This is a genomic window from Actinocrinis sp., from assembly GCF_035605935.1.
Lineage (GTDB): Bacteria > Actinomycetota > Actinomycetes > Streptomycetales > Catenulisporaceae > Actinocrinis.
The window spans coordinates 1-20,242 of sequence record NZ_DATNGK010000059.1; the positions used below are offsets into that span (position 1 = coordinate 1).

23 protein-coding genes are annotated in these 20,242 nt (G+C 68.5%); 13 read left to right on the top strand and 10 right to left on the bottom strand.

Annotated elements, in window-relative coordinates; all coding sequences use genetic code 11:
- Window positions 1-313: 313 nt before the first annotated feature.
- The 6 genes from VN779_RS04980 to VN779_RS05005 all read right to left on the bottom strand — a co-directional run bounded on the left by VN779_RS04980 (window position 314) and on the right by VN779_RS05005 (window position 6,769).
- Window positions 314-502 (bottom strand): hypothetical protein, encoded by a 189-nt coding sequence (locus VN779_RS04980; RefSeq protein WP_325720599.1) that lies wholly within the window; start codon window positions 500-502, stop codon window positions 314-316.
- Window positions 503-674: 172 nt separating this feature from the next.
- The gene (locus VN779_RS04985) at window positions 675-1,691 is read right to left on the bottom strand and encodes an NUDIX hydrolase (protein ID WP_325720601.1); all 1,017 of its coding nucleotides are present in this window, start codon (window positions 1,689-1,691) and stop codon (window positions 675-677) included.
- A gap of 12 nt (window positions 1,692-1,703) precedes the next feature.
- On the bottom strand, window positions 1,704-2,774 hold the full coding sequence (locus tag VN779_RS04990; protein WP_325720603.1) for a CHAD domain-containing protein: 1,071 nt from the start codon (window positions 2,772-2,774) through the stop codon (window positions 1,704-1,706).
- A 48-nt stretch (window positions 2,775-2,822) separates the two neighbouring features.
- A complete protein-coding gene (locus VN779_RS04995; RefSeq protein WP_325720605.1) occupies window positions 2,823-4,952 on the bottom strand; it encodes an RNA degradosome polyphosphate kinase in 2,130 nt (709 codons plus the stop codon).
- A gap of 113 nt (window positions 4,953-5,065) precedes the next feature.
- Entirely contained in the window at window positions 5,066-6,040 is a 975-nt protein-coding gene (gene mshD, locus VN779_RS05000; RefSeq protein WP_325720607.1) for a mycothiol synthase, read from the bottom strand.
- 21 nt (window positions 6,041-6,061) lie between these two features.
- Window positions 6,062-6,769, bottom strand: a complete 708-nt coding sequence (locus VN779_RS05005; RefSeq protein ID WP_325720609.1) for a response regulator transcription factor — start codon at window positions 6,767-6,769, stop codon at window positions 6,062-6,064.
- Window positions 6,770-7,154: 385 nt separating this feature from the next.
- On the opposite strand from VN779_RS05005, the gene VN779_RS05010 reads away from it, so the two are divergent.
- The 3 genes from VN779_RS05010 (at window position 7,155) to VN779_RS05020 (ending at window position 9,646) form a co-directional block, all read left to right on the top strand.
- The gene (locus tag VN779_RS05010) at window positions 7,155-7,427 is read left to right on the top strand and encodes a MoaD/ThiS family protein (protein ID WP_325720611.1); all 273 of its coding nucleotides are present in this window, start codon (window positions 7,155-7,157) and stop codon (window positions 7,425-7,427) included.
- An 11-nt stretch (window positions 7,428-7,438) separates the two neighbouring features.
- On the top strand, window positions 7,439-8,761 hold the full coding sequence (locus VN779_RS05015; RefSeq protein ID WP_325720613.1) for a hypothetical protein: 1,323 nt from the start codon (window positions 7,439-7,441) through the stop codon (window positions 8,759-8,761).
- A 96-nt stretch (window positions 8,762-8,857) separates the two neighbouring features.
- Window positions 8,858-9,646, top strand: coding sequence for a DUF2993 domain-containing protein (locus VN779_RS05020; RefSeq protein WP_325720615.1), 789 nt, complete (start codon window positions 8,858-8,860; stop codon window positions 9,644-9,646).
- A 96-nt stretch (window positions 9,647-9,742) separates the two neighbouring features.
- Here the strand turns inward: VN779_RS05020 and VN779_RS05025 are convergent, their stop codons facing one another.
- Window positions 9,743-9,973, bottom strand: coding sequence for a cupredoxin domain-containing protein (locus tag VN779_RS05025; protein ID WP_325720617.1), 231 nt, complete (start codon window positions 9,971-9,973; stop codon window positions 9,743-9,745).
- Between VN779_RS05025 and VN779_RS05030 the strand changes: the two genes are divergently transcribed.
- The 5 genes from VN779_RS05030 (at window position 9,972) to VN779_RS05045 (ending at window position 13,230) form a co-directional block, all read left to right on the top strand.
- Entirely contained in the window at window positions 9,972-10,769 is a 798-nt protein-coding gene (locus VN779_RS05030) for a sigma-70 family RNA polymerase sigma factor (protein ID WP_325720619.1), read from the top strand. The genes VN779_RS05025 and VN779_RS05030 overlap by 2 nt on opposite strands.
- Entirely contained in the window at window positions 10,766-11,566 is an 801-nt protein-coding gene (locus VN779_RS05035) for a zf-HC2 domain-containing protein (protein ID WP_325720621.1), read from the top strand. Before VN779_RS05030 ends, VN779_RS05035 begins: the two co-directional genes overlap by 4 nt.
- Window positions 11,567-11,762: 196 nt before the next feature.
- The gene (locus tag VN779_RS26630) at window positions 11,763-11,840 is read left to right on the top strand and encodes an Ms5788A family Cys-rich leader peptide (RefSeq protein WP_369015811.1); all 78 of its coding nucleotides are present in this window, start codon (window positions 11,763-11,765) and stop codon (window positions 11,838-11,840) included.
- A gap of 223 nt (window positions 11,841-12,063) precedes the next feature.
- Window positions 12,064-12,897, top strand: a complete 834-nt coding sequence (locus tag VN779_RS05040; RefSeq protein WP_325720623.1) for a sulfurtransferase — start codon at window positions 12,064-12,066, stop codon at window positions 12,895-12,897.
- Window positions 12,898-12,939: 42 nt separating this feature from the next.
- On the top strand, window positions 12,940-13,230 hold the full coding sequence (locus VN779_RS05045; protein ID WP_325720625.1) for a DUF1416 domain-containing protein: 291 nt from the start codon (window positions 12,940-12,942) through the stop codon (window positions 13,228-13,230).
- A gap of 51 nt (window positions 13,231-13,281) precedes the next feature.
- Here VN779_RS05045 and VN779_RS05050 read toward each other — a convergent pair whose 3' ends face one another.
- The gene (locus tag VN779_RS05050; protein WP_325720628.1) at window positions 13,282-13,644 is read right to left on the bottom strand and encodes a DsrE family protein; all 363 of its coding nucleotides are present in this window, start codon (window positions 13,642-13,644) and stop codon (window positions 13,282-13,284) included.
- Window positions 13,645-13,952: 308 nt separating this feature from the next.
- Between VN779_RS05050 and VN779_RS05055 the strand changes: the two genes are divergently transcribed.
- The 5 genes from VN779_RS05055 to VN779_RS05075 all read left to right on the top strand — a co-directional run bounded on the left by VN779_RS05055 (window position 13,953) and on the right by VN779_RS05075 (window position 18,026).
- Complete coding sequence (locus tag VN779_RS05055) at window positions 13,953-14,450, top strand: FABP family protein (protein ID WP_325720629.1); 498 nt, start codon at window positions 13,953-13,955, stop codon at window positions 14,448-14,450.
- Window positions 14,451-14,503: 53 nt separating this feature from the next.
- Complete coding sequence (locus tag VN779_RS05060) at window positions 14,504-14,941, top strand: Fur family transcriptional regulator (protein WP_349260645.1); 438 nt, start codon at window positions 14,504-14,506, stop codon at window positions 14,939-14,941.
- A 28-nt stretch (window positions 14,942-14,969) separates the two neighbouring features.
- The gene (locus VN779_RS05065; RefSeq protein WP_325720633.1) at window positions 14,970-16,097 is read left to right on the top strand and encodes a YgfZ/GcvT domain-containing protein; all 1,128 of its coding nucleotides are present in this window, start codon (window positions 14,970-14,972) and stop codon (window positions 16,095-16,097) included.
- A gap of 257 nt (window positions 16,098-16,354) precedes the next feature.
- On the top strand, window positions 16,355-16,951 hold the full coding sequence (locus VN779_RS05070) for an aerial mycelium formation protein (RefSeq protein WP_325720635.1): 597 nt from the start codon (window positions 16,355-16,357) through the stop codon (window positions 16,949-16,951).
- A 70-nt stretch (window positions 16,952-17,021) separates the two neighbouring features.
- Window positions 17,022-18,026, top strand: coding sequence for an asparaginase (locus VN779_RS05075; protein ID WP_325720637.1), 1,005 nt, complete (start codon window positions 17,022-17,024; stop codon window positions 18,024-18,026).
- A 38-nt stretch (window positions 18,027-18,064) separates the two neighbouring features.
- On the opposite strand, the gene VN779_RS05080 is transcribed toward VN779_RS05075, so the two are convergent.
- Window positions 18,065-19,552, bottom strand: a complete 1,488-nt coding sequence (locus VN779_RS05080; RefSeq protein WP_325720639.1) for an MFS transporter — start codon at window positions 19,550-19,552, stop codon at window positions 18,065-18,067.
- A 74-nt stretch (window positions 19,553-19,626) separates the two neighbouring features.
- Entirely contained in the window at window positions 19,627-20,214 is a 588-nt protein-coding gene (locus VN779_RS05085; protein ID WP_325720641.1) for an XRE family transcriptional regulator, read from the bottom strand.
- Window positions 20,215-20,242 lie beyond the last annotated feature (28 nt).

Below are 20,242 nucleotides of genomic sequence, written 5' to 3' on the forward strand. Positions count from 1 at the left end.
GACGACCCCGACCTGACGGCCATCGCGGCAGCGGTGTTCGGACCGCGCGCGAGCAACCCGAGCCAGACAGGCCGGTGAACTGACCCTGCCGAGCCAGCCGCGCCGCACGTCAGACGACGGCCGTTAGGCTGTGTGTAAGAAGTTTGGCCGGGGCCGCGACGCCTGCCACGCACGCTCGCTGCGTTGGCGAAGCCCCGGTGCCGCCAGGCACCTATCGGACACTGCCAGATGCCCCATGAGGATGCTCCGCTGCCTTGCGATCGCACGCGCCAGACGCCGCAGCCTTAATCCGACGCTACTTCTTACACACGGCCTAGTCCGCGCGCCTCTCGCAGGGCCAGGTGCGCCCGCACAGGCAGTAGTCCGGTCCGTTCGCGATGGCGACCAAGCCGTGCATCGCGTGCAGCGCTTCGGCCGTCGCGAGACCGGCGTTCGGAGTCTGCGGCGCGGCGCAGGTTTCCGCGATCGAGCGTTTGCCGTCGTACAGGACTGTGCCGGGCATGCGGACTCCTGAAGCAGTGGCTGCGACATTCGGTCTCGGTCAGTGCAACGAGCGATCCTTGTTCCCGTCACGGTATTCAGGACTGATCATCTGACGAGTACTCACCGCTACTACGTTCGCGCGCTCGAAACGGCTCAATGCCCCGCTACGAAACGTCCGGGGCTTCTCGCCGTCACGGCTTGAGCCGGTCGACCGCGACCAGGCGCGGCATGCCACCTCCCGAATCGGTTCCAGGCGTCACATGCAAGATCCACGCGCGGCCCGGCTTCAGGCGCCCGCCGCTTCGGTCCTCGCCGAGGAGCCGATTCACCTGCCGTTTCGACCAAGCCCTACCGTTCATCGATCGCGCAACGGCCCGCTCCCTGGCGGCCTCGTCAAGCAGCGAGGCCAGCATGTCGTCAAGCACTTGCCGGTGTGAGCACACTACTGTCGGCGAGTTCTGTGCGATCAGGGCACGCAACCACGACGCGGCGGCTTCCGGCTCAGCTGCGTGCGCCGCTTCGCCCAGCGCTGGCTCGATATCTATGATCGTCTGCTGTTTTCGCGCGAACGGCCGCACGGTGTCCAGGCAGCGCACCGCGGGCGACGAGACGATCCGCAATGGCCCGTAGCAGGGCAGCAGCGTGGCCAGCGTCTCTGACTGCCAGTGCCCTACCGCCGCCAGCGGTCTGATCAGATCATCTGAGTATTTCGGCGCGCGCTTCTCCGCCGTGCCATGTCGCAGCAGCACGATCGGCACCGTGTCGACCGGCGCGCGCATGAACGATGCGAGCACGGTCGCGTCGAGTGGCCTGGTCAAGCGGTCCAGCGCTTCTTGCGGACTCATCCACGCGAGCTGATCCACTTCGTGGTTCGGCCGGAACGCGTTCTCCGCCTCGGATTGCGCCAGCGCCCGCCCGGCCCAATACCGCACTCGCTTCGTGCCGCCGACGACCTCGTAGCTGATGGCAGGCAGCCTGCGGCCGAGCACGATGCGCCGACCGGTCTCCTCGAAGACCTCGCGCACGGCGGTGTGCACCATGTGCTCGCCGGAATCGACCTTCCCCTTCGGCAGCGACCAGTCGTCGTAGCGGGGCCGGTGGATCAGCGCCACCTCAAGGCCGGCTGGGCCCGGCCGCCATAACACGGCCCCGGCCGCGTGCACCGGCTTGTCAGCGGTGGCGGCGGGGCGGGAGTGGAACAACGCCATCGCTTGAAGTCGTCACCCTTCCAGCCACGCGCGTAGACCTGGGTCGGCGGCCTGACGCCACAGCGTCGGGAAGGCCAGCCGAGAACGCAGGATACCGGCGCGCGATTCGCCCAACAGCCGGCCGAGCACGAAACCGGTTGGCGCGGCGATCCGCGGAGTCCGCGCGGCGCGTAGCAGCACGGCCGACGCCACGCTGGCGTCCTGCTGAGCGCCGAGTTCCTCCGTGATCACTGCCATCGCGTCGGCCAGTTCGGCAGCCGGCTTACCCGCGACAGGTGTGCACACCTCAGCCGCGTAACGACAGCGCTTAGCAGCTATACGCAGGCGGTGCCACTGCTCGTCGGCCGGATCGTCGGTCAGCAGTTCCTTCGCGTTCTGCTTGCGCGGGTCGGGCAATGCCGCGACCCGGCGCTCCACCACGGCGAAGGCATGCTCGACCAGCGGATACAACGCTTCGGGCGCAGGGGATCGCGCTTCCGGCTTGCTCGGCATCGTCTCGGGAGCGATGGCCAACTGATCCGCTAAAGCATGGAACCGCGGGCCGGCGAGCGCCGCCAGCGTCGCCTCGTGAGCAACCGCGTACTCGCGATGCAGCATCCGATCAAGCAGCGTTCGAGCCCGTACCGCACCCGACGACTCGTCAGCCAGCCCATCCAGCGCCGTGAGCAGCCGCGTACGGACCACCTCGACATCCCGCTCCGGCGAGACGATCTGGGTGAACTCGTCAATCCGCGCCGCCAACCCGTCGGCCCAGTCGCCGTCCATCAGGGACCGGTAAGTTCGCAGCAGCGACCGGGAACGCCGACAGGCGACCCGGATCCGGTGCGACGCCTCCGGCTTGCCCTCGCGCAGCCGTGGCAGCTGGGTCAGGAATGCCGTGCTCTGAGCGCTGAGATAGCCGCGCAGCACGTCGACGGCCGCCGGTACGGGACGAGCCGCCTCGGCCACCGAACTCGCCGCCGCCGCAGTAGCCGCCGCGCCGTCGGGCTGTTGCCCGGGCCCGGCACCCTGTTCGCCGCGCCGTTCTCCGGCCCGCTCACCCGGCTGCGCGCCGACGCGCTGTGCTGCCTGCGCTTCTGTCATCAAAACCCCCGCAGAGTCGCCGCCTGAGTGCATTGCCTCGCCGCGCCCTCAGCCCATCCTCGCCCGCCGTGCCGCGATCAGCTGGTTGCGCGACTCGATGAAGGACTCCTGGATATCGCGCAGCGGCACGCCGTCCGGCGGCTGGCGCCGGGTCCAGTCACCCAGCGGACCCAGCTCCCAGCAGGCCGCGTCTTCCTCGAAGACGGTGTCGATCATGGCGGTCAGCTCGCGCCGGTGCGTCGGCTCGGTCAGCTGCACCAGAGCCTCGACCCGCCGGTCCAGGTTGCGGTGCATCATGTCGGCCGAGCCGATCCACACCTCCGGCGGTTCGCCGACGCCGCGGCCCGTCGCCGAAGCCGGGATCTCCTGCCCGAACACGAATATCCGCGAATGCTCGAGGAATCGGCCGAGCACGCTGCGAACCCTGATGTTCTCGGACAGCCCCGGTACGCCCGGCCGCAGCGCGCACATCCCGCGCACCACCACATCGATCCGCACACCCGCCTGCGAGGCCTCATAGAGCGCGTCGATGATCGCTTCGTCCACAAGCGAGTTCATCTTGAGTCTGATCCGCGCGGTCTTGGCGGCCCCGCGGCGGCCGGCCGCCAGCTTCTCCCGCTCCCGGTCGATCCGCTCGATCAGCGCCTCGCGCAGCCCGTTCGGCGCTGTCAGCAGCCGGCGGTAGGAGATCGTGCGCGAGTATCCGGACAACCGGTTGAACAGGTGCGTAAGGTCCTCGCCAACCTGCGGGTCCGCGGTCAGCAGGCCGAGGTCCTCGTACTGGCGCGCGGTCTTCGGGTTGTAGTTACCGGTACCGATGTGCGCGTAACGCCGCAGCTTGTTGCCCTCAAGCCGGATCACCAGCAGCGACTTGGTGTGTGTCTTAAGGCCCATCAGGCCGTACACGACGTGGCAGCCGGCCTGTTCGAGCTTGCGTGCCCAGACGATGTTGGCGTGCTCGTCGAACCGGGCCTTGATTTCGACGAGGACCAGCACCTCCTTGCCCGCCTCAGCCGCGTCGATCAACGCGTCGACGATCGGCGAGTCGCCGCTCGTGCGGTACAGCGTCATCTTGATCGCGCGAACATCCGGGTCGTCCGCGGCCTGCTCCAGGAATGCCTGCACCGAGGTCGTGAACGAGTCATACGGATGGTGCAGCAGGATCTCGCGCTGCCGCATCGCCGCGAAGATATCGACTGCGGAGTTGGTCTCGTAGTCGGCCAGGTCCCGGTGCAGCGCGGTGGCGAACGGCGGGAACTTCAGCTCGGGCCGGTCCTCGTCGGCGATGGTGAACAGCCCGGTCAGATCCAGCGGCGCGGGCAGCCGGAACACCTCGTTGTCGTTCACGCCGAGCTCGCGGACCAGCAGTTCGAACACCGTGGGGTCGATGGTCTCCTCAACCTCGAGCCGGACCGGCGGGCCGAACCTGCGCCGTACCAGCTCCCGCTCCAGTGTCTCCAGCAGGCTTTGCGACTCGTCGCCCTCGACCTCGACGTCTTCGTTCCTGGTCACCCGGAAGGTGTGGTGGCCGAGCACCTCCATGCCGTTGAACAGGTGCGGCAGGTGGACCGCTATGAGCTCTTCCAGCGGGATGAACCGGCCGGAGCTCACCTCCACGAAGCGCGGCAGCAGCGGCGGCACCTTCACGCGCGCGAAGTGCTCGTTACCGGTGACCGGGTTACGTACCAGCACGGCCAGGTTGAGCGAGAGCCCTGATATGTACGGGAACGGGTGCGCGGGGTCGACGGCCAGCGGCGTGAGCACCGGGAAGATCCGCTCGCGAAAGAGCGCGTAGAGCTGTTCCTGCTGCGCCGCGTCAAAGTCGCCCCAGCGCAGAATCTCGATGCCGTGCTGGGTCAGCTCCGGGCGCACTTGCTCCTGGAAGAGCTGCGCATGCCTGATCATCAGCTCCCGCGTCGTGGCCCAGATCCGTTGCAGTACCTCGCGGTGGGTGAAACCGGAGGCGGTCGTCCCGGTGGCGCCGGTGGCGATGCGTCGCTTTAGCCCGGCGACCCGGACCATGAAGAACTCGTCGAGATTGTTGGCGAAGATCGCGGCGAACTTGGCCCGCTCCAGCAGCGGGACCTCCTTGTCCTCGGCCAGCTCGAGCACCCGGCTGTTGAACTGGAGCCAGGAGGATTCGCGGTCGAGGTAGCGGGGGAGGTCGGCCGGGTCCATGATCCAAACTCTCGCACGGAAAGGTGAACTGCGGGTGTCGAGCGGAGGGACACCGGGCGACTGGACTGGGGCTCAACGTCCCGGCCGTCGGCGGCGCGTAGGCAGCGAAGGTGCTACGCCTTCACGCCCCGCCGTTCGTACATGGTGTCCACGGCTCGATTGCCGAAGCCCAGGGACTGGTACAACCGTACGGCCGCTGTGTTGTCGCCATCTACATACAAGATGACGTTTCCTAGTCCTGATTGCGCCAAATGCTGTAATCCCACTAACGCGAGCAACCGGCCGAGCCCGCGGTGGCCGGCCTGCGGGTCCACCCCGAGCACGTAAATCTCCCCGACCCGGTCCGGCCCGTAGGCCCCGGCCGGGTGCACCTTGGTCCAGTGGAAACCGATCAGCCCTTCGGCGGAGCGGGCGAGGAAGAAGCCGGCCGGATCGAACCACGGCTCGGCTTCGCGCTCGGCGAGATCATCTAGGGTCCACGAACCCTGCTCCGGATGGTGCGCGAAGGCTCGCGCGTTGAGCGCAAGCCACGCGTCTTCGTCCTCGCCAGGACGGAAGGTGCTGATTTCAACGCCCTCGGGCGGCTGCGGCGCCGTGAGGACCGAGGCCGAGCCGCCGGTCAACGGCGCCTCCATCAGCCGCAGTTCGCGGATGGCCGCGAACCCCAGCCGTGCGGCGAACTGCTCGGCGCCCGGCAGGCTGCCGTGTGCCCAGACGCGCAGCGCTCCGGCGGTGCCGGCGAGGGCGGCCTCGATGAGAGATCGACCGATCCCGCGCCGCCGCGCGGGCGGCGCGACGCACAGTTCCGCGGCCCGGTTCTGGTCTTCGTCCGGCGGTCCGAGGTAGAGGTAGCCGACGAGTTTCCCGGCCTCCCGGCGAATGACATGCGACTCTTCGGCGCGGCCGTGCATCAAGGCGAGCCGGCCGCTCTCCGAGACCGGAGAGACGCCGTCGGCCTCCGTCACCGCGCGCAGCAGCGCCAACGCCTCAGCGCGATCGGCTTCGGTGAGCCCGGCAATCCCGGTCACCGCTGCAATCCCGGTCAGCTCCGCGGCCGCGGCTGGTGATCCCTCGTTCGTCTCTGCCACATCGTCAGGTTATGCGCGGCTTCAGACGCGCACAGCCTCGCGGTCCGAGCGCTTCTCCGGGTTGACGAACCGGTACCCCACGTTGCGGACCGTACCGATCAACTGCTCGTGCTCCGCACCGAGCTTCGCCCGCAGCCGCCGCACGTGTACGTCTACCGTGCGCGTACCACCGAAGTAGTCATAGCCCCAGACCTCCTGGAGCAGCTGCGCCCGTGTGAAGACCCGGCCGGGGTGCTGCGCCAGGTACTTGAGCAGCTCGAACTCTTTGAACGTAAGGTCAAGCACCCGGTTACGCAGCCGCGCCGTGTACGTGGCCTCGTCGATGGTCAAGTCGCCGTTGCGGATCTCCAGCGGCAGGTCCTCGGTGCCCGCCGCGGCGGCGAGGCGGCCGACCGCGAGCCGGATACGGGCCTCGACCTCGGCCGGTCCGGCGGTGTCCAGCAACACGTCGTCTATGCCCCACTCGGCGGTCACCGCGGCGAGCCCGCCCTCCGTGGCGATCAGCAGCATCGGGCAGTCCAGTCCGGTGGTCCGCAGTACCCGGCACAGTGAGCGGGTCGCGGGCAGTTCGCGGCGGCCGTCGACCAGCAGCACGTCGGCCGGCGCGGTGTCCATGAGCGCGGACGCCTCCGCCGGGGCCACGCGCACGGTGTGCAGGAGGAGGCCGAGAGCGGGGAGCACTTCTGCTGAAGGAGCTAGAGCATTGGTCAACAGGAGGAGAGTGGCCATGGGTGGTGCTCCTTCCGCCGTGCTGCACGGGTACCGGATGGACGATCGCGAGAGCGCGACGACGGCTTCGCCGCGTTTCACAACCGAGCCGACACCCACACCGCAGAGCCGGCTAGTGAGGCGTGTGTAACGTGCTCGTAAAAAACACGAAGGATCCAGTGGCCTCATCGCCCGGATCCTCTGAAGGCAGGATAGCCGACGTGGACAGGGTATGTCTGCGGGGTGACGAACCTTTCTTGCTTCGTTATCGCGCAGGTGTCTCGTTGTGCGCATGAACAGGCTGGCCGTCCCGATGGCATGTGTGAACACATCCGCCTGTGACTAACACCGCCACACGGGTACGGTTTGCTCTGGCGCATGCCGAAACTGGGAGGGAGTGAAGCCGGTGCAAGCAACAGGCACGGCGACCCTGCGTTACTGGGCCGCCGCGCGTGAGGCCGCGGGGACCTCCGAGGAGCAGACGCGCGCGGAAACGCTCGGAGCTGCCCTCTCCGCTGCGGTGGCCGAGCGCGGAGCCGAGGGCAGCCGGCTGGCCAGCGTGCTTCAGCGCTGTTCCTTCCTGGTCGACGGGCAGCAGGTCGGCAAGCGCGACCCGGAAACGGTCCACCTGGATCCCGGTGCCGTGGTGGAGATCCTGCCCCCCTTCGCGGGGGGATGAGTCGGCCTGCCATGAGTTACGGCTATGAGTACGAGGGTCACGAGCGCGGCGGGTACGACGGCGCAGGCTACGAAGACAGCGGGTACGAAGGCGGGGGCGAACAGGAGTCCCCGGCAGGCCGCGGCCGTCGTCGCAGGCCCGCGCAGGAGCCCGAACCCGCCGTTGCCCAGCCCCAGCCCGCGTATCACGACGCGCAGTGGGAACAGTCCGGCCTCGGCTGGGATCCGCAGGCGTGGAACGAGGCGCAGGCGGAGCAATACGGAGCTCAACGCGAGCAATACGCGCCGGAGCAATACCCGCCAGACCGATACCCGCCAGATCAGTACCCGTCAGATCAGTACGCGTCAGATCGCCACGTATCTGATCAGCATGCGTATTACGAGGCGGAGTCCGATTACCTCGAAACGGATTACTACAGCCAAGATCAGCGTGCCCTTGGTGGAGTACCCACCGCAGATCTTGAAACTGAATTAGAACCCCGCTTTGAAACCCGCTTAGAAGCGCAGTACCCGCCGCTCGAATCCGCGCCCGAATTTGCACCCCCGCCCGAGACCGACACCGCCGCCAGGTCCGCCAGCCCTGCCGACAAGCCGTTCGCCACCCCCGGTCAGGGCGCTTTCGGCGCGGCCGGTCTCGCCGTCGTCACCGGGATAGGAGCGCTCGTCGCCACTCCGGTGATCGCAGTCGTGGCCGGGCTGACCCAGATCGGGATCGCCGTCGGCTGGATGCGCACGGTCGGATCGTCTAACGCACGGCGCACCACGGTCTTCGTCGCGGCTATCGGATTAGCTGCCGCAGCGCTCGCCTACCGCCTCGTCCCGGACCGGGCCCCCGCCGCGATGGGCGCGGCACTCGGCGTCGGATTCGTCTTCCTCGCGGCAGATCAACTCTTCCGCAAGGACACCGGAGCGGGACGGCGGCGCAGCGAAGCGCTCGCCGCCGCGGTGACTGGTGCGGCATTCACGGTGCTACCGGCGGGATACCTCGTCGCGCAACGCCAGGACTCGGCGCTCGCCGGAGCATGCGCCCTCGCGGCTGCCGTCGCAGTCCTCTGCTCCGCGCTCGTGGGTGGCGGCGCGAAGCCCATCGGGATCGCGGCGGCCGTCGTAGCAGCTACCGCGCTCGGCGCGCTGACTGCCGTCACGCTCAGCGCCTCAGCCGGCGCCAAGGGCGGCGCGCTCGGCGGCCTCCTCTCGGGACTCTTCGCCGTGATCGGCGCACGCACCGCGGACCGGCTCGGCAGCGAGGGCGGGGACGTGCGTATCAGTGCTCAGGCGCTACCGGTCGCGTACTCGGCCATCGGGGCCGTGATCGCAGCGCAAGTGCTGCGCTGACAAGCGAATCCGGCAGCACGACTGCCGCCGGTTCCGGTTTTCGACGGGCTTGTCACAGACCCGTTTCGAGCGCCGCCGAGCGGCTACCCTCTCAGGATGACCGCGCCGACCCCGGAGCCAGACCGTTACTACGGCAACTACTACGAGGATGAGCCCCCGGTCTCCGCGCTGCGGCGGGCACCGCGCCCGCGTCGCCGCGGCCTCGGCTGCCTCGTCGCGCTCGTCATCCTCGTCGCGCTGCTGGTCGGCGCCGACCGGGTCGCCGCGTCGGTCACCGAGAACCAGCTGGCTGGGAAGATCCAGACCAGCCAGAACCTCAACCAGAAGCCCTCCGTCTCGATCGACGGCTTCCCGTTCCTCACCCAGGTCATCTCGCGGCACTTCGATCACGTGACCGTCGACATCGACAACTTCACCTCGCGCGGCGTGCCGATCCAGCACATTCACGCGGACCTGCGCGGCGTGCACGTCTCCTCGGGCTACAACAGCGCGACCGTGGACACGCTCACCGGCGACGCCATGCTCAGCTATGCCCAGGTGGCGGCCAAGCTGAGCAGCGAGGTCGGCATCGGTCAGATCAATCTCAGTCAGGGCACGGGGAACCAGGTTAAGGCGACGTACAGCGTCGCCGGCGTCAGCGTCAGCGCGGATGTCGCCGTGAGCCTGGTGAGCGGCGACACGCTCCGCTTCACGACGATGAAGGTCACCACGCCGCTGTCCAATATCGGATTGAACACCGGCGGCTTCGACCAGAAGGTCCCGCTCGGTGGCATGCCCTTCGGGATGCAGCTCAAGGATCTCCAGATGACGCCCACGGGCGTGGACATCTCGGCCACCGGGCAGAACGTGCGGCTGACCGGGAACGCAGCCAACACCGGCGGCTGAGTGGATCAGCTGAGTAGCTCAGCGGTCATTGCCCCTGCGCGACGCCGTTGCCCTACTCGGCCACTTATCACCCGTTGCGCTTACTTCGCGCCGCCCTCACTTAACGATGAGCGTGCTGTGCTTCATCGATGGGTGGATGGAGCAGTGGAAGGAGTATGAACCGGCCGCGGTCGGCGCGGCGAAGGTCGCGGTACCGCCTGCCGGGATGCTTACGTCGAAGCCGCCGCTCGAATCCGCGGTGACCGTATGCATCACCGAGTCCTTGTTCACCACCGTGACCTGTGCGCCCGGCGAGACAGTCAACGGTCCGCTGAACGTAAAGCTCATGATGGTGATCGTGTTCGCCGCGGCCGCCGGGGCGCTGCCCCCACCTGCCGGCATCGAGGACATGGCGGAAGGCGTGGCCGAAGGCGCTGAGCCGGCTGCGTTGCCCGAGGATCCCGAGCTCGAACTGGAACAGGCTGCCGCACTCGCGAGGGCCAAGGCCGTGACGGCGGCACCCAACATGCGCGAGGATCTGTTCATGCACTGGACACGGATGCGGTCGCGCGCCGGTTCAGCTGAACGGAACGGCCAGACAAAACGTGATACCGATGTGGCGGCAAGCACCGAAGTCCTCGACGAGGCGGCTTTGCGTCTGCTGTACGCGGAACACTCCGGCCCCGTCCTGGCCTACCTGCTCAAGCTGACCAGGGATCGAGCACGGGCCGAGGATCTGCTTCAGGAGACGATGCTGCGCGCCTGGCGCCGGCCCGAGGCCTTCCAGCCCGGCCGCGGCTCGGTACGCGCGTGGCTGTGCACGGTCGCGCACAACCTGGTCGTGGACGACGCCCGCTCGCGGGCCGCCCGCCCAACCGAGACCGAGCTGACCGAGTACACGGAACGGACCGAGGACGGCGTAGATCCGTACGAGGCCGCGTTGCGTGCCTGGGAGTTCGCTGACGCGCTGGCCGCACTCAGCGCGGAGCACCGGGCCGTGGTCATCGAGGTGTACTACCGGCGCGCGACCGTCAACGAGGCGGCGCGCGCGCTCGGCATCCCGCCGGGGACCGTCAAGTCCCGCACGTTCTACGCACTGCGCGCCCTTCGGCTCGCCTGTCAGGAAAGGGGGATCACACCGTGAGCGACCGTGTCCCCCCATGCACCGCCGCGCGCGATCCGTGGCTCCGCGAGGCCGTCGGTGCGTACCTGCTCGGCGCGCTTGAACCCGAGGAGAACGACCGGGTCGCGGCGCATCTGGTGACCTGCGAGAGCTGCCGCGCCGAGTACGGCGAGCTGACCGAACTGCTGCCGCTGCTCGCTTCGGTCACCGAGACCGAAGCCGTCAACGGACCGTTGCGCCCCGAACCGGCGGTGCTCGGCCGAGTGCTGGAAACCGCCTCTCAGCACGCCGCAGGCCGCGCCGGCCGCGCGGCGCACCACCTGCGCGAGTACCCGAACGCCCTGGAGCAGCCGGAGCACGCGAGGCAGCATCGCGGCCGCAGTTATCGACCCGCGCGCACGAGCCTGCGGACCCGCATCGCGCTCGGCGCCGCCGGGGTGGTCGTCGCCGCGGGAGCAGGAACCGCCCTGCTGCTGTCCGGCGGCGCGCAGGTCGCCGCCGCTCCGGGCTGGTCCGCGAGCGCCACGGTAGCCTCGACCGGCTACGACGAGCCCATCACCGCGAGCGTCGAGGTCACCCCGGTCAGCTGGGGCTCGAAGATCCAGCTGAAGATGGACCACGTCCCGGCCGGCTACACCTGCACCATGGTGGTCATCAGCACCACGGGCACGCCGACGGTGGCCGGTGACTGGAAGGCCAGCCCGGAGGAGACGGTCACGATCCCCGGCTCGGTTTCCCTCGCCCCTGACCGCATCGCGACCATTCAGGTGGACCTGCCGAACGGAAGCACGCTGCTCAGCCTGAACCACCCCCACTGACGACCGCCCAATCGGTGCAAATCGGCATGCAAGCAACCGCGATCTCGCACGTGCGAACGGCGCCGGACCGCGTAGCGGCCCGCGGGGCCGCCGCGACGTGCGACGTCAGAGGCCATTCAATCGTTTCGTGAGACGATTGTCTCGGAATCCGAGATGTTAATGACAGCGCACCCGGCCGCTCCTTAGTATCGACGGCATGAGGCCCCAGGCAGAGCTGACCAAGCGGCGCGCAGTCGACCTGTGCCGCGTCGCGGCCTGCCTGTGTTGTCGCTGACCTGAGCCTGACCGGCCGAGCCGGAAGGCACCCGCGCCGGCCCGCCGCGGCTTGAGCCCCGTCCGACCAGGACCTCGCTCGCCGCCGTCCGTCCTGCGGACACCGCCCCGGCCACCCAGCACGGCGACCCGAGCCCGGCAAACCGGCGGCCGTAGCCGCCCGCAAGCCCCCTGATCAGCGTCCACACGCACCGGCAGAACACCAGCCCTGGAGGAATGAACTCATGAGCCGCACCGACGTCCTGGTCGACGCAGACTGGGTCGAGGCACACCTCGACGACCCGAAGGTGGTCGTCGTCGAAGTGGACGAGGACACCGCCGCCTACGACAAGAACCACATCCGCAACGCGATCCGGATCGACTGGAAGAAGGACCTGCAGGACCCGGTCCGGCGCGACTTCGTCTCGAAGGAGCAGTTCGAGGCGCTCCTCTCGGAGCGTGGCATCGCCAACGACTCCACCGTGGTGCTCTACGGCGGCAACAACAACTGGTTCGCGTCCTACGCGTACTGGTACTTCAAGCTGTACGGCCACCAGGATGTCAAGCTGCTCGACGGCGGCCGCAAGAAGTGGGAGCTGGACTCGCGCGACCTGGTCGAGGAGGTGCCCAGCCGCGCCGCCACCCAGTACACCGCGCAGCCGCAGGACACCACGATCCGCGCGTTCCGTGACGAGGTCGTCGCCGCGATCGGCGCGAAGAACCTGGTCGACGTGCGTTCCCCCGACGAGTTCTCGGGCAAGCTGCTCGCCCCCGCGCACCTGCCGCAGGAGCAGTCGCAGCGCCCCGGCCACGTGCCGAGCGCGAAGAACATCCCGTGGTCGAAGTCGGCCAACGACGATGGCACCTTCAAGTCGGACGCGGAGCTGACCGAGCTCTACCAGAACGAGGGCGTGGACCTGGCGAAGGACACCATCGCCTACTGCCGCATCGGCGAGCGCTCGGCGCACACCTGGTTCGTGCTGCACGAGCTGCTCGGCCAGGAGAACGTGAAGAACTACGACGGCTCGTGGACCGAATACGGCTCGCTGGTCGGCGTGCCGATCGAGCTCGGCGCCTGAGCGCCAGGCCAGCGGCAGCAGCAGTAGCGAGAGGAAAAGACCATGTGCGGTGCTACCACCGGCGGCTTGTCCCGGGAGGGGATCGACGTGTCGAAGGAAACCATCATCGAGGGCACCATCCAGCGTGACGGCACCCCGGTGACCGGCTACGTGCGCCTCCTCAACGAGGACGGCGAGTTCACCGCCGAGGTGCCCACCTCGGCGACCGGGGCATTCCGCTTCTTCGCGGCGCCCGGATCGTGGACGCTGCGGGCTTTGGTGCCCGGCGGGACGGCGGACCGCAAGGTCGTCGCCACCCAGGGTGAGGTCGCCGAGGTACTGATCACAGTCTGACGATTGATCACCGGCTGACCGCCTCTCGTAGGAGAGGCGGTCAGCGGCTGGTCAGTAGACGAGTGCCTGCACGTCGTCTCCCAGTACTTCCTGCACGAACAGTTGCGCCCCGGCGATTCGTACGCCGGGGCGCACGTCGTGCTCGGCGATGTCCCGCCGCGCCGCGCACTGCGTGCAGAGCGTCACGGTGCCCGCTTGAAGCACCGCCGCGAGCAGTTCTTCCAATGGAGCCGAGTGCGGCAACTTGAACTGCGCTGCGCGCCCGGGAAGCGCGAACCACGCGGATTCCCCGGTAAGCCACAGCGAGACCTGAGCGCCCGAGGCCACTCCTACGGCCGCCACCGTGAAAGCTTGCGAGCACCGCTCCGGCGCGTCCTCGCCCGCAGTGACCTTGATGACCAGCTTCTTCGCCATGAACGTCGAGCGTAGCGAGACTCACACAGCGGCGCGCCAGCAGTGCGTCCGCTGCGCCCATAGACTGAAGCCGTCCAGTTGTCCGCGCAGCGCGATGCACAATCGCGCCGGTGCGGCCACCGCCGCCGTTACGCACCCGGAGCGTCCACCGTGGAGACCTTCTTCACCGCCCTGCTCGTGGTGGTCTTCCTGCTCGTCACCTGGTTCGCCGGGTTCGTCGTGGTGAAGCTGTTCAAGGGCCAGACCCGCTAGCCGGCACCCCCAGAGCCGACAGTACCGACCGACCGAACAGAGCCGAGAGCCGCGCGATGCCCTTCGAGATCCCCGCCGACCTCGACCCCGTCCTGCTGCCGGTCGCTTTCCTGATCGGCGACTGGGCCGGCGTCGGGCTCGGCCAGTACCCCACCATCGAGGACTTCCGCTTCGGGCAGGAGGTCAGCTTCTCCTACGTGCCCGGCAAGACCTTCCTCGACTACGAGTCCCGCTCCTGGCTGATCGACGAAAACGGCGAAAAGGTGCGCCCGCTGGCCCGCGAACACGGCTATTGGCGCCCGCAGCCGGACAAGACCCTCGAGGTCTTGCTCGCGCACCCGACCGGATTCGTCGAGATCTGGCACGGCACCATCGACAGCGGCAAGATCGAGCTGGCCACGGACGCGGTCGCGCGCACCGCCACCGCGAAGGAGTACACGGGCGGCCAGCGGCTTTACGGGCTGGTGCAGGGCGATCTCTACTGGACTTTCGACATGGCCGCGATGGGCAAGGAAATCCAGAACCACCTGGCCGCGCAACTCAAGCGGGTCTAGGGCGTTCGGCCGGCGCCCTAGCAGCGCCGTAGAGTCGTAACGTGGGCAGCACGATGGAGCAGTCCGACCTGACGAAGCAGCTCAGGGCCAAGGGATACCGGTTGACGCCGGCGCGTCAGCTGGTGCTCAGCGCCGTCTCCGGGCTCGAACACGCCACACCCGACGCCATCTGTGCCGAGGTGCAGCGCACTGCGAGCTCGGTCAATCTCTCCACCGTGTACCGCACCCTTGAGCTGCTTGAGGAACTCGGCCTGGTCACCCACACCCACCTCGGGCACGGTGCCCCGATCTATCACGCCGCCGCCGAACAGCAGCACTTGCACCTGGTCTGCCGGGTCTGCGGCCGGGTGACCGAGGCGCAGCCCAATGTGGCCGATCCGCTGGTCGAAAAGCTGCGCGCGGATCAGGGCTTCGAGATCGACGTCGCGCATTTCGCCATCTTCGGTCGCTGCGCCGAATGTGCGGCACGAACCGGCGGCAGGCCGGAATAGCGGTCCCGAGAGCGAGGTTGCCGAAGATATGCCGATCCCCGACAGTTCTGCTTCTTCACTCGACGCTGGCTCTGCTGGCGACACTGGGTCTCCCGGCAACACTGGCTCTTCCGGCAACACCGGCTCTGCGGCTGGGACTGCAACGACCGGTTACCGCAGCCCTCTGCTCGGTCTGCCCGGTGCGGTAGCTGCCGACGCGCCGGATCAGGGCGTCGCCGCGCACTACGGCAATCCGCATGCCGAGCAACGCGCGCTCGTCGCGGGAACGGGATTCGTCGACTTGTCACATCGCGGCGTCGTCCGCATTGGTGGCAAGGAACGGCTCAGCTGGCTGCACTCGCTGCTGACCCAGCATCTGACCGAGCTTGCGCCGCACACGCCCACCGAGGCGCTGCTGCTCGATCCGCAAGGGCGGGTGGAGCACGCGCTCTACCTTGTCGATGACGGCGAGGCGACGTGGGCACACGTCGAACCGGGCGCGGCGCCCGCGTTGGCCGCGTTCCTGAACAAGATGCGCTTCTTGCTGGACGTCGACCCGCAAGACGTCACCGAGGACTACGCGGTGGTCTACGAGGCTGACCCCTCGGGTCCGATTCCCGCCGGGGCGCTCGTCCGCGGCCCGATTCAGCTCGGCGACGCCGCCCAGGGCCGGGAACTCTTCCTCCCGCGCGCCGCGCTCGGCGAATACGCCCAAACTCACGCCCATCCCGCCGGGATGTGGGCTTACGAGGCACTGCGCATCGCCGCGCACCGGCCGCGAGCCGGGCTGGAGACGGACGAGCGCGCCATCCCGCATGAGCTGGACTGGATCAGCACGGCCGTGCACCTGGACAAGGGCTGCTACCGCGGCCAGGAGACCGTGGCCCGGGTCGAGAACCTAGGCCACCCGCCGCGCCGCCTGGTCTTCCTTCACCTCGACGGCACTCCCGAACACCTACCGGCTCACGGCGACCCGGTGGAGTACGACGGCCGCGCGATCGGTGCGGTCACCTCCAGCGCTCGGCACTACGAACTCGGCCCTATCGCTCTCGCGCTGGTTAAGCGGACCGTCCCAGTTGACGCGCAGCTCACCGCGGGCGGCGTGGCCGCCGCCCAGGAGCTCATCGTTGCGCCGGATGCCGGCGGTAACGCACGCGAACGCCTGCGCGGACGGTAACCGCGCGACGAGCGGGTTGGCGGATACCGGTAGAGCGGACGCCTTGCGGACGTCGCTGGGACGTCGACAGGACGGCCAAGTGGGGTCATATGCCCTCTCAACGCTCGATATCGCTCATCCGACCGGGTGACAGTTGCGATCCGGACCGCGTTACACGCGGTCAGCGTGCGACGATGCAGGCAAGTCTCACCAGAGGCCCGGCCGCCGGGCAGGACCAGACCCGGGGGAGTTGTCACCCCCACCTCCATGGGGGTGCGATGAGCGAACCGACACCGACGGAAATCACCGGTCCGAACGGCACCGGCGCCGGCACTGCCGCCGTGCATCCGCAGCGGCGCATCGACCGTGTGCTCGACCATGCGTTCACCGCTGAACTGCCGTCCATCCCGCTGACCGTGCTGCGGGAGCGCCGCGCAGAGGCGAGCGCCGAGGAAAGTGACCTGTCATACCTGCGGCGCGTTCTGCACGGCCGGCTCGACATAATCGCCGCGGAGTGTGCCCGGCGCGCCGGCGGCGACCAGAGTCCGTTGGTAGCGCGGCTGGCCGAGATCCTCGCCGACGCGCCGTCCAGTCGCGTCGCCTCCGCCCGGCACCTGGGCCTTGGCGGTGAGTCGACGGACGGGGAGTACCGCGCCGCGATGGAGAGCAGGCTGCGCGAACTCGCCGTGCCCGATCTGACCGCCTGCTCCGATCGCACGCTGCGGGATACCGCCGCCGCGCTGTCCGTCTGTGAGCGCGAGGTGTCTGATCTGCGACGCAGAGTACAAGGTGTTGCCGACGCCTGTGCCGCAGACCTGGCCCGCCGGTACCGTGAGGGCGAGGCGGCCATCGACGATCTCCTCGCCGCGGACTAGCCGGTCATCACCGGTCATCCGGCCGCCGCCTCGTCGACACCGAGAGCGGAGACCCTGCATCCCGATGATGATGGCCAGCACCGACCCCGCCGGTCACAACCCGACCGGCACAGTCAGCGTTCCGTCCGAGTTCCCCGCCGAACCGGTCCTCGCCGAGATCGTCAGATCCGGCTTCATCGAGGGCGTGCACCGCGGCCGCCTGGTGCTGCTGGGCGCCGACGGCTCGATCCAACTGGCCGTGGGCGATGTGCACGCGCCGATCCTGCCCCGCTCCTCCAACAAGCCGATGCAGGCCACTGGTCTGCTCGACGCGGGTCTCGAACTGACCGGAGCGGAACTCGCGCTGGCCTCGGCCAGCCACGCGGGCGAGCCGTTCCATGTGGACGGCGTGCGCAAAATCCTCGCCGGAGTCGGCCTCGACGAGTCGGCGCTGCGTACTCCGCCGAGCCTGCCGCTCGATGACGACGCCCGGCACGCCGAACTCTTCGCGGGCAGTGCCCCCAGACCGATCTACTCCGACTGCTCAGGTAAGCACGCCGCGATGCTCGCCGTCTGCGTTCGCAACGGTTGGGACGTAGCCGAATACCTCGACCCTGAGCACCCGGTGCAGCGCGCGATCCGTCACGCAGTCGAACAGCTTGCGGGCGAGCAGATCGCTTATGACGCGGTGGACGGATGCGGTGCGCCGCTGCTCGGTCTTTCCCTCGTCGGCCTGGCACGGGCATTTAGCGCGTGCGTTACCGCGCAGCCAGGCACCAACGCACGCAAAGTCGCTGACGCCATGCGGTCCCATCCCGAATACGTCGCGGGAACGCAGCAACTCGACACCCAAGCCATGCGCGCGGTAAGCGGCCTGCTCGCGAAGACCGGCGCAGAGGCCGTACACGCCGCCGCGTTGCCTGACGGCCGCGCCCTCGCGTTCAAGATTTCCGACGGTTCGAAGCGCGCCAAGCCGGTCATACTCGCCGAGGCGCTGCGTCGATTCGGTGTCCACTCCGCGGCCCTCGACCGGCTCGGAACCCTGCCCTTGCTCGGTGGCAACTCCGTCGTCGGCGGTATCCGCGCGGCGTTCTGAGTCGAGCGGAGCACACTAAGAGGGCGATCGGCGGGCGCTTACGCCTTGCATTCCGCTCGCAGCGGCGGCCCGTCGATCGCGCAGTGCAACTCGTGGCTCTGCTGCTCGCGAACCCGCTCCAACCGGGTCGGGATCGCGATCGCGGCGATGATCGAGCCGGCTGCGAGCAGCCCCGCGCAGATGTACATCGAGGTGCGGTACACCGGCGCCAACGTCGCGGCGTTGGTCAGGCTCCCCGTGCCCAACCCGGCGGCGAGCGGCAATACCGCGACCGCGAGCAACCCGGCTGCCCGCGCGACCGCGTTGTTCACCCCACTGGCGATTCCGGCCCGGCTCTCGTCGAGCGAGCCAAGAGCAGTAGCCGTCAGCGGCGCGACGTTCAGCGACGTACCGAGTCCGAGCACGATCACAGCCGGCAGCACGCTGGAGACGTACGAAGCGTGCGCCCCGATGCGCGAGAAGAGCAACATCGCGGCCGCGCACACCAGCGGCCCGATCGTCATCGGCAGCCGTGGTCCGATCCGCTGAGCCAGCGCGCCGGCCCTGGCCGACAGCAGCAGCATCAGTACCGTGATCGGCAGCATCGCCGTCCCGGCCCCTAGCGCGCTGTAACCGGCGACGATCTGGAGATTCAGCACGACGAGGAAGAACACACCGCCGAGCGCTGCATAGACCGCGAAGGTTGCCAGATTCGCCGCCGTGAAGGCCCGGGAACGGAACACATCCAGTGGCAGCATCGGGTGCGCCGAGCGCCGCTCGGCGAATACGAACCCGATCAGCGACGCCACGCCGACGCCCAACGACGTCGCGACCGCGGCGGACCCCGGGCCGTTCGTCGGCCAGGCCGTGAACCCGTACGTCAACCCGCCGAGCGAGGTCGCGGCCAGCACGACTCCCGGCACATCGAGGCCACGAGCGGCGCCCGGATCACGCGACTCGGGAATGTGCCGCAGCCCGACCGCCACGACGAGCGCGGCAAGTGGCGCGTTGATCAGGAACACCAGCCGCCAGGTGGAAACCTGCACCAGCCAGCCGCCAACGAACGGGCCCAGCGCGCCCGCGATGCCGCCGAGGCCCGACCATGCGCCGATGGCACGGCCGCGGTCGTCCGGATGAAATGAGGCCTCGAGGATCGCCAGCGACCCCGGGGTCAGCAGCGCGCCGCCGATCCCCTGCACGACCCGAGCCGCGATCAGCACTTGTACATCGGGCGCGAGACCGCACAACAACGACGCCGCCGCGAACCAGATTATGCCCGTGACGAACACCCGGCGGCGGCCGAAGCGGTCACCCAGCGAGCCGCCGAGCAGGATCAGTGAGGCAAGACTGAGGGTGTAGCCGTTAACAGTCCACTGCAATGCCGCCGCCCCGGCGTGGAAGTCACGGCCGATGTGCGGGAGCGCGATGTTCACGACCGTCGCGTCGATGAAGGTCAGCGCCGAGCCGAGCACTGTGGCGAACAGCACCCACCGACCCGTCGGCGATCCGTACCGCACCAGTTGCCGCGGCTGTTCGATCACCGTCACGGCCCCTCCTTGCCTCACCAGACTTCGCCAGTACGGATCCCCGCCACGATAAGCGCTCGAAGGTGGTTCGGTCCTTACGAAATGGCTTTCGCGGACCGCGGCCGCGCGCGCACGTGCATCCGCTCGCCCTGCGGACCGAAAAGGGTCAACAACTCGGCTGGCGCCCCTCCGGCGCTGCCGAACCAGTGCGGCGTGCGCGTGTCGAACTCGGCGACCTCCCCCTCCTTCATGACGAAATCGAGTTCGGCGAGGCGCAGCCGCACCTGGCCGGACAGCACGTACATCCACTCATAGCCCTCGTGGCTCGCCTGATCGCGTTCCGGATCGGCGGCTGGCAGCAGCATCTTGTATGCGCGTAATCCGCCAGGGCGCCGGTTGAGTGGGTAGAGCGTGCGGCCGTGGAGGTGTACTGGTTTGGTGTGAACGCGTGGATCGGCCTGATCCGGCATGCCGACCAGTTCGTCGAGCGGTACCTGGTACGCGCGAGCCAACGCGAGCAGCAGCTCAAGCGTTGGCTTGCGGCCGCCGGACTCGAGCCGGGAGAGCGTGCTGATGGAGATGCCGGTGTCCGCCGAGAGGCCGCTGAGCGTCATGCCTTGCTGCTGGCGCAGCTCTCGCAGCCGCGGGCCGATCGCATCGAGAACCGGATCGTCGATCGTCATGAGTTCTATTGCTCTTTCGGCAAAGGAA

Excerpts from the sequence above, each read along its gene's own strand:
- VN779_RS04980 (WP_325720599.1), bottom strand. The coding sequence starts at position 502 with ATGCCCGGCACAGTCCTGTACGACGGCAAACGCTCGATCGCGGAAACC.
- VN779_RS04985 (WP_325720601.1), bottom strand. The coding sequence starts at position 1,691 with ATGGCGTTGTTCCACTCCCGCCCCGCCGCCACCGCTGACAAGCCGGTG.
- VN779_RS04990 (WP_325720603.1), bottom strand. The coding sequence starts at position 2,774 with ATGACAGAAGCGCAGGCAGCACAGCGCGTCGGCGCGCAGCCGGGTGAG.
- VN779_RS04995 (WP_325720605.1), bottom strand. The coding sequence starts at position 4,952 with ATGGACCCGGCCGACCTCCCCCGCTACCTCGACCGCGAATCCTCCTGG.
- VN779_RS05005 (WP_325720609.1), bottom strand. The coding sequence starts at position 6,769 with ATGGCCACTCTCCTCCTGTTGACCAATGCTCTAGCTCCTTCAGCAGAA.
- VN779_RS05015 (WP_325720613.1), top strand. The coding sequence starts at position 7,439 with ATGAGTTACGGCTATGAGTACGAGGGTCACGAGCGCGGCGGGTACGAC.
- VN779_RS05020 (WP_325720615.1), top strand. The coding sequence starts at position 8,858 with ATGACCGCGCCGACCCCGGAGCCAGACCGTTACTACGGCAACTACTAC.
- VN779_RS05030 (WP_325720619.1), top strand. The coding sequence starts at position 9,972 with ATGATGGTGATCGTGTTCGCCGCGGCCGCCGGGGCGCTGCCCCCACCT.
- VN779_RS05025 (WP_325720617.1), bottom strand. The coding sequence starts at position 9,973 with ATGAGCTTTACGTTCAGCGGACCGTTGACTGTCTCGCCGGGCGCACAG.
- VN779_RS26630 (WP_369015811.1), top strand. The coding sequence starts at position 11,763 with ATGAGGCCCCAGGCAGAGCTGACCAAGCGGCGCGCAGTCGACCTGTGC.
- VN779_RS05040 (WP_325720623.1), top strand. The coding sequence starts at position 12,064 with ATGAGCCGCACCGACGTCCTGGTCGACGCAGACTGGGTCGAGGCACAC.
- VN779_RS05045 (WP_325720625.1), top strand. The coding sequence starts at position 12,940 with ATGTGCGGTGCTACCACCGGCGGCTTGTCCCGGGAGGGGATCGACGTG.
- VN779_RS05050 (WP_325720628.1), bottom strand. The coding sequence starts at position 13,644 with ATGGCGAAGAAGCTGGTCATCAAGGTCACTGCGGGCGAGGACGCGCCG.
- VN779_RS05055 (WP_325720629.1), top strand. The coding sequence starts at position 13,953 with ATGCCCTTCGAGATCCCCGCCGACCTCGACCCCGTCCTGCTGCCGGTC.
- VN779_RS05060 (WP_349260645.1), top strand. The coding sequence starts at position 14,504 with ATGGAGCAGTCCGACCTGACGAAGCAGCTCAGGGCCAAGGGATACCGG.
- VN779_RS05065 (WP_325720633.1), top strand. The coding sequence starts at position 14,970 with ATGCCGATCCCCGACAGTTCTGCTTCTTCACTCGACGCTGGCTCTGCT.
- VN779_RS05070 (WP_325720635.1), top strand. The coding sequence starts at position 16,355 with ATGAGCGAACCGACACCGACGGAAATCACCGGTCCGAACGGCACCGGC.
- VN779_RS05075 (WP_325720637.1), top strand. The coding sequence starts at position 17,022 with ATGGCCAGCACCGACCCCGCCGGTCACAACCCGACCGGCACAGTCAGC.
- VN779_RS05085 (WP_325720641.1), bottom strand. The coding sequence starts at position 20,214 with ATGACGATCGACGATCCGGTTCTCGATGCGATCGGCCCGCGGCTGCGA.